This window comes from Flavobacterium chuncheonense (genome assembly GCF_042686145.1).
Classification (GTDB): domain Bacteria; phylum Bacteroidota; class Bacteroidia; order Flavobacteriales; family Flavobacteriaceae; genus Flavobacterium; species Flavobacterium chuncheonense.
Map to the genome: position 1 here is coordinate 168,093 of NZ_JBHUPC010000010.1, position 14,548 is coordinate 182,640.

The following is a 14,548-nucleotide window of genomic DNA, read 5'->3' on the forward strand; positions in this document are numbered from 1 at the left end:
CCGCTCAACATCATGCTGAGCGGTTTTTGTTTTTTACAATAATTTCTTTCCGATCAAAACTCAAATACCCTTCGTTTTGCAACTCATTCAATAACACATTAACCGTAGGCCGTGATGTACCTATTAATGTGGCCAATTCTTTTTGTGTGTATGGATGTCGAATCACAACATCATTGGTTACTTGATTTTCATAACCATAATCTTCTTTTAATTCATTTATAAATTCTTTCAGGCGTGTTTTAGTATCTTTAAATAACAACAGTTGCAACCTACGCTCCAACTTTTTAAAACGGAAACCTATGAATTTATAAATTTTCAAACTAAACTCTTTATGCTCACGCAGCAATGTCATCATTTCAGGTATAGTGATAGGACATACTGAAGTTCCATTTTCTAAAGCTTGTGCAAATTCATTTCGTGATTCTTGTCCCAAAATCGCTTTTTCACCAAAAATCTCACCTTTTGACAAAATAGCCATTATAATTTCATCTCCATCTTCTGTAACATACCCAATTTTAACCTTACCTGAATTAACCAAATATACTTTATCTGCGATATCTTCTTCAAAATAGATATAATCATTTTTTGCATAAGCATTAAATTCATGACCGCTTTTGTAGTCTTTCATCTTATGAGGACATAAAATAGCAAACAGATTAACATCTTCAAAAAACCAAAGTGAGTTCATTCAATATACATTCTAGTTAGCTAAATATACTAAAATTAAAAACGCCTAAGATTACTTAGGCGTTTTTTATAATTAAGTTAACAAAATTAAGCTTTTCCTGCTGCTATTAAATTCAAAGCAGAACCTGCTTTAAACCATTCAATTTGCCCTTCGTTATATGTATGATTTGCTAAAATTATATCTTTAGAACCATCCGCATGAACAAACTCAAGAGTCAACGGCTTACCTGGTGCAAACGCTGTTAAATCTAAGAAATTAATAGTATCGTCTTCTTGAACTTTATCATAGTCCGATTCGTTTGCAAAAGTCAAACCTAACATACCTTGCTTTTTCAAATTCGTTTCATGAATACGAGCAAATGATTTTACCAGAACTGCTTTAACTCCTAAGAAACGAGGCTCCATTGCGGCATGCTCACGAGATGACCCTTCTCCATAATTATGATCGCCAATAACAACAGATGGAATACCTGCAGCTTTGTATGCACGAGCAACGGATGGCACCGCATCGTAACCCCCCGAGATTTGATTCTTAACTTTATTGGTCTCTTGATTAAAAGCATTTACCGCTCCAATCAACATGTTATTTGAAATATTATCCAAATGTCCACGGTAGCGCAACCATGGCCCCGCCATCGAAATATGATCGGTTGTACACTTACCAAAAGCTTTAATCAATAATTTTGCTCCTGTAATATTTTTACCATCCCAAGCTTCGAAAGGTGCCAATAATTGAAGCCTATCCGAAGTTGGAGAAACCGCAACTTCTACTGAAGAACCGTCTTCAGCAGGAGCTTGAAATCCTGGATCTTCCACATCAAAACCTTTATTAGGCAACTCTTCACCATGTGGTGGATTTAACTTTACAGCTTCACCCTTATCATTCAATAACGTATCAGTTAAAGGATTAAAATCCAAACGTCCTGAAATTGCTAATGCAGCCACCATCTCTGGAGACGTCACAAAAGCATGAGTATTTGGATTACCATCAGCACGTTTTGAAAAATTACGGTTAAAAGAGTGTACAATGGTATTCTTCTCTTCTTTATCTGCTCCAGCTCTATCCCATTGTCCGATACAGGGTCCACACGCATTTGTAAATACTTTGGTACCCATTTTTTCAAAAGTAGCGATAATACCATCACGCTCAATTGTATAACGAATCTGCTCAGAACCTGGGTTAATTCCAAATTCAGCTTTTGGCGTAATTCCATGCGCAACCGCTTGCTCTACAATAGAAGCCGCACGCGTCATATCTTCATAAGAAGAATTTGTACAAGAACCGATTAATCCCCATTCTATTTTTATAGGCCAACCATTTGCTTCTGCTTCTGCTTTCATTTTTGAAACAGGAGTACCTCTATCTGGCGTAAATGGACCATTAATATGCGGTTCTAATTCAGACAAGTTAATCTCGATTAATTGGTCAAAGTATTCTTCAGGATTTGCATACACTTCACTATCCGCAGTCAAATAGGAAGCTACTTTATCAGCAGCGTTAACTACATCTTGACGACCAGTTGCAGTCAAATAACGACGCATCGAATCGTCATATCCAAAAGTTGACGTTGTTGCGCCAATTTCCGCTCCCATATTACAGATAGTTCCTTTACCTGTACATGACATCGATTGAGCACCTTCTCCAAAATATTCCACAATTGCCCCAGTTCCACCTTTAACCGTTAGAATATCTGCAACTTTTAAAATAACATCTTTAGGAGCAGTCCAGCCGTTCAACTTACCGGTTAATTTTACCCCTATCAATTTTGGGAATTTTAATTCCCATGACATACCCGCCATTACATCCACAGCATCAGCTCCACCAACACCAATTGCTAACATTCCCAAACCACCTGCGTTTACAGTATGCGAATCAGTTCCAATCATCATTCCTCCAGGGAATGCATAGTTTTCCAATACAATTTGGTGGATAATCCCAGATCCTGGTTTCCAAAATCCAATTCCGTACTTATTGGAAACGGAAGATAAAAAGTCAAAGACTTCCTTTGATTGCGTATTGGCTACTTGCAAATCAGTTTTAGCACCAACTTTTGCTTGAATTAAGTGATCACAATGAACGGTTGTAGGCACTGCTACTTTTGATTTTCCTGCATGCATAAATTGCAACAATGCCATTTGTGCAGTGGCATCTTGACATGCTACTCTATCTGGCGCAAAATCAACATAGTCTTTTCCTCGTATAAAAGCTTGAGAAGGTAAACCTTCCCATAAGTGAGAATATAAAATCTTTTCAGATAATGTAAGTGGACGACCTACCAATTCACGAGCTGCATCAACTCGCTCTGCCATTGTAGCGTACACTTTTTCAATCATTTCAATATCAAAAGCCATAGGATTTATATAAAGTTAATATTCTATTAAACAATACAATATACAAAAAAAATAGCATGAAAATAAAAAAAAGCCTAAGTAAATACTTAGGCTTTTTCTATATCAAACGAATTGTATGATTATCTTGCTAACAACTTGTGAGAAGGTGCAAATTTTGTCAAATTAATACCCTCAACTGCTGCTGTATATTCTTCAATACTCGGAGTTCTACCTAAAATTGTTGACAACACCACAACTGGCGTTGAAGACAATAAAGACTCTCCTTTCTTCTCCGTTGAATCCTCAACAACACGTCCTTGGAATAAACGAGTAGATGTTGCCATTACCGTATCTCCTTTAGCCGCTTTTTCTTGGTTACCCATACATAAGTTACAACCAGGACGCTCTAAATATAACATGTTTTCGTATTCCGTACGAGCTGCTGCTTTTGGTGCATTATCGTCAAATTCGAATCCAGAATATTTTTGTAAAACTTCCCAATCTCCTTCTGCTTTCAATTCATCAACAATGTTATAAGTTGGAGGAGCCACAACTAATGGCGCTTTGAACTCAACTTTACCTTGTTGCGCTTCAATGTTTTTAAGCATTTGTGCAAGGATTTTCATGTCTCCTTTGTGAACCATACAAGAACCAATAAATCCAAGATCTACTTTTTTGTCACCTCCATAGAAAGAAAGTGGACGGATAGTATCGTGTGTATAACGCTTAGAAACATCTGCATTGTTTACATCTGGGTCAGCAATCATTGGCTCAGCAATAACATCTAAATCAACCACTACTTCAGCGTAATATTTAGCATTAGCATCTGGGGTTAAAGCAGGTTTTACACCCGTTTTAATTTCTGCAATTCTCTTATCCGCTTTTTCAATTAACCCTTTCAATACTTGCTTAGCATTATCCATACCTTTATCAATCATGATTTGGATTCTACCTTTAGCAATTTCTAATGATTCGATTAACGTCTCATCTTCAGAAATACAGATAGACGCTTTCGCTTTCATCTCTGCAGTCCAATCAGTAAATGTGAACGCTTGGTCAGCAGTTAAAGTACCAATGTGAACCTCGATAATTCTACCTTGGAAAACATTTTCACCACCAAACTGTTTTAACATTTGTTGTTGTGTTGCGTGTACTACATCACGGAAATCCATATATGATTTCATTTCACCTTTGAAAGTCACTTTTACAGACTCTGGAATTGGCATTGAAGCCTCACCTGTAGCTAAAGCTAAAGCAACAGTTCCTGAATCCGCACCAAAAGCAACACCTTTAGACATACGAGTATGAGAGTCACCACCAATGATGATAGCCCATTCATCGATGGTAATATCATTCAATACTTTGTGAATAACGTCAGTCATAGCATGGTAAACTCCTTTAGGGTCACGAGCCGTAATCAAACCAAAATCATTCATGAATTTCATTAATTTCGGAATGTTAGCTTGCGCTTTTTTATCCCAAACTGAAGCAGTGTGACATCCTGATTGGTATGCTCCATCCACAATTGGAGAAATTACCGTAGCAGCCATAGACTCTAATTCCTGAGCAGTCATCAAACCAGTAGTATCTTGAGATCCTACAATATTTACTTCTACACGAACGTCAGAACCTGCGTGTAGCACTTTTCCTGGAGTAGTTCCAACTGCGTTTTTATTGAAGATTTTCTCTACAGCTGTAAGGCCTTGTCCTTCGTGAGAGATTTCTTTTGACGGTGCGTATACAACCGGTGCTTCAACTCCCAAAGTTTTTGCAGCGAATGTTTGTAATTTTTTACCAAATACAATAGCGTAAGAACCACCCGCTTTAATGAATTCCATTTTTTGCGGCGTGAATGATCTTGAGATATCGATTAACTCTTGATCTCCGTTGTATAATTTTTTAGTTTTTGTATTGATAGTTAAAACAGTACCCGTAGCAACTGAATAAGCTTGCTCTAAAACTGGCTCACCATTTTCGTTACGAACTAAATTTCCGTTCTCGTCAGTCTTCTTAACCCAGTTTTTAAGGTCAATTCCGATCCCTCCTGTTACATCAACTGTAGTTAAGAAAATTGGAGAAATACCATTTGTTCCACCTACAATTGGAGCAAAGTTTACGAAAGGAACGTAAGGACTCGCTTGTTTACCTGTCCAAAGTGCCACGTTGTTTACCCCTGACATACGAGACGAACCAACTCCCATAGTACCTTTTTCAGCAACTAACATCACCGATTTATCAGGATGTTGTGCTTGTAGAGCTTTGATTTCCTCTTGAGCTTCAGGAGTGATCATACATTTCCCGTGTAATTCACGATCAGAACGAGAGTGTGCTTGGTTACCTGGAGAAAGCAAATCAGTAGAAATATCTCCTTCACCAGCGATGAAAGTAACTACTTTAATTTCTTCAGCTACTTCTGGAAGTTTTGTAAAGAATTCCGCTTTTGCATAACTTTCAAGAATCTCTTTTACAACAACATTACCATTTTCAAAAGCTTTTTTTAAACGATCCATATCAGCATCGTACAAATAAACTTGAGTTTTCAATACTTCTGCAGCTTGTTTAGCAATAGCTTGATCATTTCCTAAAGCTAAATCAAGTAGCACTTCAATTGAAGGACCACCTTTCATGTGTGCCAACAATTCAAAAGCAAAAGCAGGAGTAATTTCACTTACAACTGATTCACCAATAATAATTTCTTTTAAGAATCTCGCTTTTGCACCTGCAGCTGGAGTAGTTCCAGGTAATGTATTATAAATAAAAAATTTTAAAGAATCTTCACGATTTGAATTACCTAAATCTTTAATTTGAGCGATGATTGCATTTAACAATTCAGCCCCATCAATTGGTTTTGGGTGAAGCCCTTGACCTTTTCGCTCTTCGATTTCCTTAATGTAATCGTTGTAAATATTCATATTATCATTAGCCATAATAGATCGGTATTTTTAAATTCCCGCAAATTTAGCAATTAAAGATGATATTTAAAAAAAATATAACATATCTCACTTTTTCAAAAGATATTTTTATTAAAAAACGAAAATTGATAGCAAAAACTATCAAAAAGCCAATAATTAGTTAAAAAAATAAATTATTATTAATTTAAAAACCAAAAAATAACTAAGTTGAAATTTTAGCAAAACGGGACCTGCATATTTTAGAAATATCTTAAATAAAATAACCATTTCAAAAGCAAGCATTTAGATTAAAAACTAATCCAAATACCTTTCCTAGCAAAATAAAAAAGAACAGCAGAGTGCATCATTTTCAGTTTTTAACAAACCTCAAAGATTGACGTCCAGTATTACTGTGCAAGTTCAAAAAATAAACCCCTGCTGAATATTCAAAAGGAAAACTATATTGTACAAGTGAGGGCTTCAACACTTCGTCCAACATCAATTGTTTTAAAAACTTACCAGACGTATCATACAATTCCATCACTAAATGATCAGGTTCTGTAAATTCAATAGAAAAAGTCAAAACATCGTTAACAGGATTTGGAGCAATTTTTACCTTCAGAGGATTCCTATCATATTCAGTAAAACTAGAACCCCCTAAAGACTGCGTATATTTATAAACACCTGTACCCGAAGCATATGCTAAATTTTGATTCAAAATAAAAATACGATTCAAGTTACTCCCCACTCCTGTCGAAATCCAAGTATCTCCACCATCAAAAGTTTCATAAAAACCAGTAGTATGACCGCCCATCCATCCATGATTTTCAGTCATAAAACCCACTGCTTGAATATTTGATTCGGGCGCAATTTTAGTTATCCAAGTTTGACCACCGTCAATACTCTTGAGCAACTTTCCTGGATTAGGACTAGCTGCTTCTATAGACCCAAAAATCACATTTGAATTTGATGATAACACTTGTAATTTCCAAACGAATTCCCCTTGAATAGCACCATTGTAAATTGCTGTCCAATTCAATCCTCCATCAATAGTTTTTAAAACTACTGCACCATTCGCATTTTTACCAGAAACAAAACCCGTGTTTTCATCTAAAAAAAGGACTTCCACTAGCGCTTCTGCATAAGGAGACATGTCAATAAACTGCCAAGTAGCACCACTATCTATTGATTTTATAACATATGCAGGTGAAAAATAGGCCCCGCAACCGTAAATAGTAGAATTACCTACGGCATCTAAACCACAAATTGCTGGTGTAGTGGTAGTTGTAATATTAGTAACTTCACTCCAAGTAACACCTCCATCAATCGTCTTGTAAAATTTATTATTCAAAGTCCCTACAAAACCTATTTGACTGTTCAGAAATTCAATATTTCTAAAATAATAATTACCTCCCAATTGCGATTCTGTTAACTGCGTTACCCAAGTCAATCCACCATCAGTAGTTTTATATACTCCTGCATAGTATCCATTTAACGCCCAACCTTCCATTTCATTCAAAAAAAACACATCATCAAAACGCTGATTATTGGTATTAGAAAACGGTGGCGTTAAAGCTTGCCATTGCAATTGAGCAAACAAAAAAGAATTATAAAACCAAAAAATGACTGCCCATCCGAAAAAAGGATTAAAACAGTCATTCTTAACTTTTAAGCGTATCATATTGATTACATTTAAAACAACTTTCTTATAATTTCTTCATCAGAAATACCTTCAGCATCGGCTTTGTAATTTTTTACGATTCGGTGTCGAAGTATTCCCGTTGCAACAGATTGTACATCTTCAATGTCTGGTGAAAATTTCCCATTCAATGCCGCTTGTGTTTTAGCCGCTAAAATCAAATTTTGAGAAGCACGCGGACCTGCTCCCCAATCAATATAGGTTTTCACAAAATCAGTAGCCAAAGCATTATCGGGGCGTGTCTTACTCACCAAGGTAACTGCATACTCAATTACATTATCCGCAACCGGTATTCTGCGTATTACATTTTGAAAATCGATTATTTCTTGAGCCGTAAATAAAGGATTTACTACTGGTTTTAAATCATAAGTGGTGGCTTTAACCACTGCCACTTCTTCTTGAAAACTCGGATACTCTAGTTTTATCGCAAACATAAAACGATCCAATTGCGCCTCTGGTAAAGGATAAGTCCCCTCCTGCTCAATCGGGTTTTGAGTTGCCAATACAAAATACGGCAAATCTAATTTATAATGATGACCGGCAACTGTAACAGCACGTTCTTGCATGGCTTCTAATAAAGCAGCCTGAGTTTTTGGCGGTGTACGGTTAATCTCATCTGCTAAAATAATATTGGAAAAAATGGGTCCTTTTATAAATTTAAAGTTACGATTTTCATCTAATATTTCACTTCCTAAAATATCAGAAGGCATTAAATCAGGCGTAAACTGTATACGTTTAAATTGAAGCCCTAAAGCTTGTGATATCGTGTTAACCATTAAGGTTTTGGCAAGACCAGGTACACCTATTAATAAGGCATGACCTCCTGCAAAAACACTCAATACAATTTGATTTACTACTTCATCTTGACCAACAATAACTTTGGCGATTTCCTTTTTTAATTCTGCTTGTTTCTTTACCAATTGTTGGATTGAAGCTACATCTGACATAGTGCTATTTTTTTAGAATGACTAAAGTAAGAAAAAAATTGCATAAAAAAACCCTTCTTTCGAAGGGTTCCTTTTATTTTTTTATCCAATTATTTGTAAAATCACAGTTTTGATAATCCTTATCAATTTTTATGTAAGTCTCCTTGATTTTTTCATCAGTCCATTTTGCGATGGTCTTGATTTGTTTATCACGCAATGCCAAATCTTTAATTTTCATATAGTCTTTTGAAAATTCCGCTTTATGCTCTTCCGTCTTATTATTTACCGTGATAATTTTATAAAACTTGCTCTTTCCTTGCTCTTGGTCCATTATGGGCTGAGACACTTCTCCTTCTTTTAAAGCAGAAATTTGTCCGTATAACGAAGGATCCATTTTTGACAATTCGAAACGAGACTCCATAGTTCTAGGATTTAGTAACACCCCACCATTGTTACGGGTCTCTTTTTCATCTGAAGAAGATTTTGCAGCATCAGCAAAACTTATTTCTCCGTTAACAATTTTTGTACGGATTCCTTCTATTTTTTCTTTGGCAGCTTTAACAGCCTCATTTGAAACTTTTGGTGTAATTAAAATATGGCGCAATTCTACTTCTTGACCTCTAATTTTATCAACCATAATGATATGATACCCGAATTCCGTTTCAAAAGGTTCTGAAATTTCTCCCTCAGCTAAACTAAAAGCCACTTCTTTAAACTCTTTTACAAAAGGGGTTTTACGATTCATTTTATAATACCCACCATTTGAACTAGAACCAGGGTCTTCTGAAAACAATACTGCTTTTGTAAAAAAACTAGCACCATCTAAAACCTCTCTTCTAATTTCTCTTAACTTTGCTATTGTCGCTTGCTTTGCTTCTTCTGAAACAACAGGCTTTACAACAATTTGTGCCACTTCTACTTCAGCACCAAATACTGGAATTTCATCTTCCGGAATTTCCTTAAAAAAGTTACGCACCTCTTCTGGTGTAATTTCAACTTCGTCTACAATTTTCTTTTGCATTGCAGAAGTAAGTTTGTTGGTTTTAATAATTTCAAAGAAATAATTTCGAAACTCTTCTTCGTTCTTCTTATTATAATAAGCAATTACTTTATCGATGGATCCTACACGCTCCACCATTACATCGATTTGCTCATTCATGAAGCTTTCCACTTCTGTATCCGTAACAATAATACTATCTTGAATCGCTTGGTGCGCATACAACTTTTCTTCTAATTGTTTCCCGAAAAGTTCGCAACGGCTAATTTGCTTAACATCTACACCATTTGCTTTTAAAGCGATATATTCTAAATCAATATCAGAATCTAAAATAACATAATCTCCAACTACGCCGATTACACCGTCTATTTTTTCTCTTTTAGATTGCGCTGTTAAGGTTAATCCTGTTAACATTAAAAGCACCAAACTTAACCTCTTATTTATAAACTTCATATTTTCTATTTTTAATAGCGTCATTGGTAATCTCTTCTTCTATTGTTTTTACTAGTTCTAATTTTCTATTATTGATAATGACTTGCTTAATAGTAGGTCGAATAAATTGCAAAGGTGTGGAGCTATTAGCAGGAAGAACCTCTCGAACTTTTACCAACCATACTGTAGTAGAATCGGCAAATTGAAAGTTATTCCCTGGTTTTATGTACTCACTTTTGTTATCCAAATTAACAAATGGTATTTTTTCAAACACCTGATTGATATCTACCCAAACAGAATCATTAAAAGCATAACTTTTAAATTGTATTGCCAAATCCGACAATACATTTTTATCTTTCGCCGTAAAGGAAGTAAACTTTGATTTTATTTCATCCAATTTTGGATTTTCTTTAACTAAATTAACATACCTTAATTTGACTAGTTCATTTGAATTGGTAAAGAACTGCTTGTTTTTATTATAATAATCAACAATTTGCGCATCTGTTACTACTGTGTCAATTTTACGAACCACCAAACCTTCCAAATAAGCACGTGTAAACAAATCGATTTTATATTGCTCAATCAAATCATTAAATGAAGCTGTTTCAGATTCAGATAAATTAATTTCTGCAGCAGCATAAAGTAATTTTTGAGTAGCCCACCTGTCTATAAAATCTTTAACCATAGCCAAACTATCGTTACTTGAAGTCCCAATTGGCACAATATTTACCAAATCATCTTCGTACAAATAATCATCCCCTACACGCGCAACAGCTTGCGGTTTACTTGACTTTTTAAAGTAATCACAAGATTGCAACAACAAGGCTAAAACTAATATAGACAGTATGTTTCTCATTAATGTACTAATTGACCTTTAACCGTTTCAAAAACCTCTCTATTGATATGAATAGTAAACTCTTTTTTCAAAGCATCAACCCAAGTGCTTTCTAAATACTGTTGGTAATCACTAATCAATTTCCCTTTACACTCGCTCATTTCTTTTGGACCTGCAGGTTTGATTTCTTTAATATTCCCAACAAAATTATAATCCCCTTTTTTAATAACCTCAGTAACTCCTACCGTATTTGCATTGAATTCAGGTAATGCATCGTCACCTGCTTCAAACAAACCTGATTTTACAATGATGTTTACTTTACCATCTTTATTCAGTTTTTCCTTTATGTAGTCAATTGATTTTCCTTTTTTCAAATATGATTTTGCTTTGTTTGCAATTTTAGCATCAGTTGAAGAAAACATATCTACATCGTAACGTGCTTTCCACATATAATCATTAATATGTTTTTGATGGAAAGCTTCCAATCCTACTGAATCCACTTTTGCTTTTTCCCAAATTTCTTTTTCCATTAAGTCAAACAATAAAAGACCATCACGGTACTCTTCCATTACATAACGGAATTCTGGAAATTCATTTTCTAAATTATTATTATAATAAGCAATCAAACGATCGTCCACCCAATTTTCATATAACTCATCAACCAATTTACTTACTGGCTTAGTCGCAATATTTCTTTTTTGTTGACCTGATAAATAGTCTAAAAATTCAGTCCCGTTAATTTTCTCATCATTGTTGATGGTCGTTAAAGTACTAGCAAATGCATCCGCTGCAGGAACTTGCCATTTTTGATCGTAAAAATCATTGTTAACCGACTTCACGATTGCAGTCATTAATTTTGCATTTGTTGTCACTTTGTATTTTGCTCTCAATTTATTTGAAAGTGAAGTTGTAATTAATCTTGAACGATCATCACGTTTGATTTTCGACTCAATTTCAGGCTTTAATTCTTCGAGCGTTTTAACCGGAAATTTGTTTATCAACATAACAATATGCCATCCAAATTTAGACTGAAACGGTTTAGATATAGCTCCATTTTCTTTTAATCCGAAAGCTACATTTTCAAATTCTTGTGACGTTAATTGTCCAGATGAAAAAGGTTGTAAACGTCCTCCTCTTTTAGCGGTTGATTTATCTTCTGAAAATTGTTCTGCTAAACCATCAAATGATTCTCCTTGATTGATTTTTGCATAAATATCATTAATCGTTTCTTTGGCTGTATTTTCCTTCTCTACATTACCATCTGTAGGTTTTAATATCATGATATGAGCTACTTCTACCTCACCTCTATTGGCCCTTTTATCCGTAACTTGTAAAATATGGTAACCGAAACGCGTTCTAAAAGGCATCGAAACATCACCAACTGCCGTTGTGTATGCTGCATTTTCGAAAGGATAAACCATTTTAAAAGCAGAAAAATAACCCAAATCCCCTTTGTTTTCTTTTGCTGAAGGATCTTCTGAATATTTAGTTGCTACAGCATCAAAATTTTCACCCGCTAAGATACGCTTACGAATGTCTGAAATTTTACGGTAAGCTTTTAAAGTATCTGCAGGAGCAGCATTTTCATCAACTAATATCAAAATATGAGAAGCGCGAACTTCTTCTATTGTTCTATCATAGGCTTCTTGAATCAAAGCATTTGTCACATTTGAATCATTCATATAATTCTTAGCCAATTGATTTCTGTAAGAACCCAATTCATTTTTATAGCTATCGGTATTTTGAAGACCTACTTTATTTGCTTTCTCAACCTTTAATTTATAACCTAAAAAAAGATCTAAGTATTTATCCAAATCCTTCTGTGAATCATCTTTTACCAAATCTAGGTTTTTATTATAAACTCTTATAAACTCATCCGTGTAAAAAGGATGATTATCAATAGTAAATAAAACTTCTTTATTTTGCCCAAAAAGCAGGCTGCTTGAACATAATAAATAAAAAGCAATAACTATATTTTTCATTATTTTAAATAGATTTTTGGTTGCGACCAACAAAAATAGTAATTCAAGCAGACAAACCAAGAATTATAAAAGGTATTAACAAAAAAATATATAAAACGCAAAATCCATTACATCATTAATTTTAATTCTTAATATAATCACTAATTTTGCAGTCTTAAAAATTTACAGATGGGATTTATTGAAGAAATTGCAAGAAGAAGAACCTTTGGTATTATATCGCACCCCGATGCCGGAAAAACAACCTTAACTGAAAAGTTATTACTTTTTGGAGGTGCTATTCAAGAAGCTGGGGCCGTAAAAAGTAACAAAATAAAAAAAGGAGCTACTTCCGACTTTATGGAAATCGAAAGACAAAGAGGGATTTCGGTAGCTACTTCTGTACTTGCCTTTAATTATAAAGACAGAAAAATTAACATCTTAGATACACCGGGTCACAAAGATTTTGCAGAAGACACCTTTAGAACTCTTACAGCTGTAGACAGTGTAATTGTAGTAATTGACGTTGCAAAAGGGGTTGAGGAACAAACGGAAAAACTTGTTGAAGTTTGTAGAATGCGTAATATCCCGATGATTGTATTCATCAACAAATTAGATAGAGAAGGTAAAGACGCTTTCGACTTGTTAGACGAAGTAGAACAAAAATTAAAACTAAATGTAACACCTTTGAGTTTCCCTATTGGTATGGGATACGATTTCAAAGGAATTTACAATATTTGGGAGAAAAATATCAATTTATTTTCCGGCGATAGTCGTAAGAACATTGAAGAAACAATTGCTATTTCCGACATTAACAGTCCAGAATTGGAAACCATTGTTGGAGATAAACCAGCCAATACTTTGAGAGAAGAATTGGAACTAATTGAAGAAGTTTATCCTGCTTTTGATAGAAATGAATATTTAAACGGAAATTTACAACCCGTATTCTTTGGTTCTGCTTTGAATAATTTTGGAGTAAGAGAACTTCTAGATTGTTTTATTGAAATTGCGCCAACACCTAGACCAAAAGAAGCGGATACTAGACTAATAAAACCTGAAGAAGAAAAATTCACTGGTTTTGTGTTTAAAATACACGCTAATATGGATCCTAAACACCGTGACCGTTTAGCATTCATTAAAGTGGTTTCAGGAACATTTGAGCGTAACAAACCTTACTTACACGTTCGTCATGGGAAAAATTTAAAATTTTCAAGTCCGAACGCCTTTTTTGCAGAGAAAAAAGAAATTGTTGACATTTCATATCCAGGAGACATTGTAGGATTACACGATACTGGAAACTTTAAAATTGGAGATACTTTAACCGAGGGTGAAATTTTAAACTACAAAGGTATTCCAAGTTTCTCGCCAGAGCATTTTAGATACGTAAACAACGCCGATCCATTAAAAGCAAAACAATTAGAAAAAGGTCTTGACCAATTAATGGACGAAGGAGTTGCCCAATTATTCACCCTGGAAATGAATGGAAGAAAAGTAATTGGAACTGTAGGGGCTTTACAATATGAAGTTATCCAATACCGTTTGGAACACGAGTATGGCGCAAAATGCAGCTACGAAAACTTCCCTGCATATAAAGCTTGTTGGGTAAAACCACAAGATCCTAAAAACGAAGAATTCGCAGAATTCAAACGCGTAAAACAAAAGTTCCTTGGAAAAGACAAGTACGGACAGTTAGTCTTCCTAGCTGATAGTGAATTTTCAATCCAAATGACACAGCAAAAATACCCAAGTGTAAAACTGTATTTCACTTCAGATTTTCACGAAAAAGAATAAA

9 protein-coding genes are annotated in these 14,548 nt (G+C 34.8%); 1 reads left to right on the forward strand and 8 read right to left on the reverse strand.

Annotated elements, in window-relative coordinates; translation table 11 throughout:
* Window positions 1-10: 10 nt before the first annotated feature.
* The 8 genes from ACFS5J_RS02715 to ACFS5J_RS02750 form a co-directional block, all read right to left on the reverse strand.
* Window positions 11-688 carry a Crp/Fnr family transcriptional regulator gene (locus tag ACFS5J_RS02715; protein ID WP_379810443.1) on the reverse strand — a complete coding sequence of 226 codons (678 nt, stop codon included), beginning with the start codon at window positions 686-688 and terminating at the stop codon, window positions 11-13.
* 86 nt (window positions 689-774) lie between these two features.
* Complete coding sequence (locus ACFS5J_RS02720; protein WP_379810444.1) at window positions 775-3,039, reverse strand: aconitate hydratase; 2,265 nt, start codon at window positions 3,037-3,039, stop codon at window positions 775-777.
* A 119-nt stretch (window positions 3,040-3,158) separates the two neighbouring features.
* Window positions 3,159-5,930, reverse strand: a complete 2,772-nt coding sequence (locus ACFS5J_RS02725; protein WP_379810707.1) for a bifunctional aconitate hydratase 2/2-methylisocitrate dehydratase — start codon at window positions 5,928-5,930, stop codon at window positions 3,159-3,161.
* A 349-nt stretch (window positions 5,931-6,279) separates the two neighbouring features.
* The gene (locus ACFS5J_RS02730) at window positions 6,280-7,590 is read right to left on the reverse strand and encodes a YCF48-related protein (protein WP_379810445.1); all 1,311 of its coding nucleotides are present in this window, start codon (window positions 7,588-7,590) and stop codon (window positions 6,280-6,282) included.
* Window positions 7,591-7,601: 11 nt separating this feature from the next.
* On the reverse strand, window positions 7,602-8,555 hold the full coding sequence (locus tag ACFS5J_RS02735; RefSeq protein WP_379810446.1) for an AAA family ATPase: 954 nt from the start codon (window positions 8,553-8,555) through the stop codon (window positions 7,602-7,604).
* 73 nt (window positions 8,556-8,628) lie between these two features.
* A complete protein-coding gene (locus ACFS5J_RS02740) occupies window positions 8,629-9,984 on the reverse strand; it encodes a peptidylprolyl isomerase (protein ID WP_379810447.1) in 1,356 nt (451 codons plus the stop codon).
* Window positions 9,968-10,819 (reverse strand): hypothetical protein, encoded by an 852-nt coding sequence (locus ACFS5J_RS02745; protein WP_379810448.1) that lies wholly within the window; start codon window positions 10,817-10,819, stop codon window positions 9,968-9,970. The genes ACFS5J_RS02740 and ACFS5J_RS02745 overlap by 17 nt, the downstream gene beginning before the upstream one ends.
* Entirely contained in the window at window positions 10,819-12,780 is a 1,962-nt protein-coding gene (locus ACFS5J_RS02750) for a peptidylprolyl isomerase (protein WP_379810449.1), read from the reverse strand. Before ACFS5J_RS02750 ends, ACFS5J_RS02745 begins: the two co-directional genes overlap by 1 nt.
* A 168-nt stretch (window positions 12,781-12,948) precedes the next feature.
* Between ACFS5J_RS02750 and ACFS5J_RS02755 the strand changes: the two genes are divergently transcribed.
* Window positions 12,949-14,547 (forward strand): peptide chain release factor 3, encoded by a 1,599-nt coding sequence (locus tag ACFS5J_RS02755; protein ID WP_379810450.1) that lies wholly within the window; start codon window positions 12,949-12,951, stop codon window positions 14,545-14,547.
* The last annotated feature ends 1 nt before the right edge of the window (window position 14,548 follow it).

Bases quoted from the DNA above. Each gene is read 5' to 3' on its own strand.
- ACFS5J_RS02715 (WP_379810443.1), bottom strand. From the start codon at position 688: ATGAACTCACTTTGGTTTTTTGAAGATGTTAATCTGTTTGCTATTTTA.
- ACFS5J_RS02720 (WP_379810444.1), bottom strand. From the start codon at position 3,039: ATGGCTTTTGATATTGAAATGATTGAAAAAGTGTACGCTACAATGGCA.
- ACFS5J_RS02725 (WP_379810707.1), bottom strand. From the start codon at position 5,930: ATGAATATTTACAACGATTACATTAAGGAAATCGAAGAGCGAAAAGGT.
- ACFS5J_RS02730 (WP_379810445.1), bottom strand. From the start codon at position 7,590: ATGATACGCTTAAAAGTTAAGAATGACTGTTTTAATCCTTTTTTCGGA.
- ACFS5J_RS02735 (WP_379810446.1), bottom strand. From the start codon at position 8,555: ATGTCAGATGTAGCTTCAATCCAACAATTGGTAAAGAAACAAGCAGAA.
- ACFS5J_RS02740 (WP_379810447.1), bottom strand. From the start codon at position 9,984: ATGAAGTTTATAAATAAGAGGTTAAGTTTGGTGCTTTTAATGTTAACA.
- ACFS5J_RS02745 (WP_379810448.1), bottom strand. From the start codon at position 10,819: ATGAGAAACATACTGTCTATATTAGTTTTAGCCTTGTTGTTGCAATCT.
- ACFS5J_RS02750 (WP_379810449.1), bottom strand. From the start codon at position 12,780: ATGAAAAATATAGTTATTGCTTTTTATTTATTATGTTCAAGCAGCCTG.
- ACFS5J_RS02755 (WP_379810450.1), top strand. From the start codon at position 12,949: ATGGGATTTATTGAAGAAATTGCAAGAAGAAGAACCTTTGGTATTATA.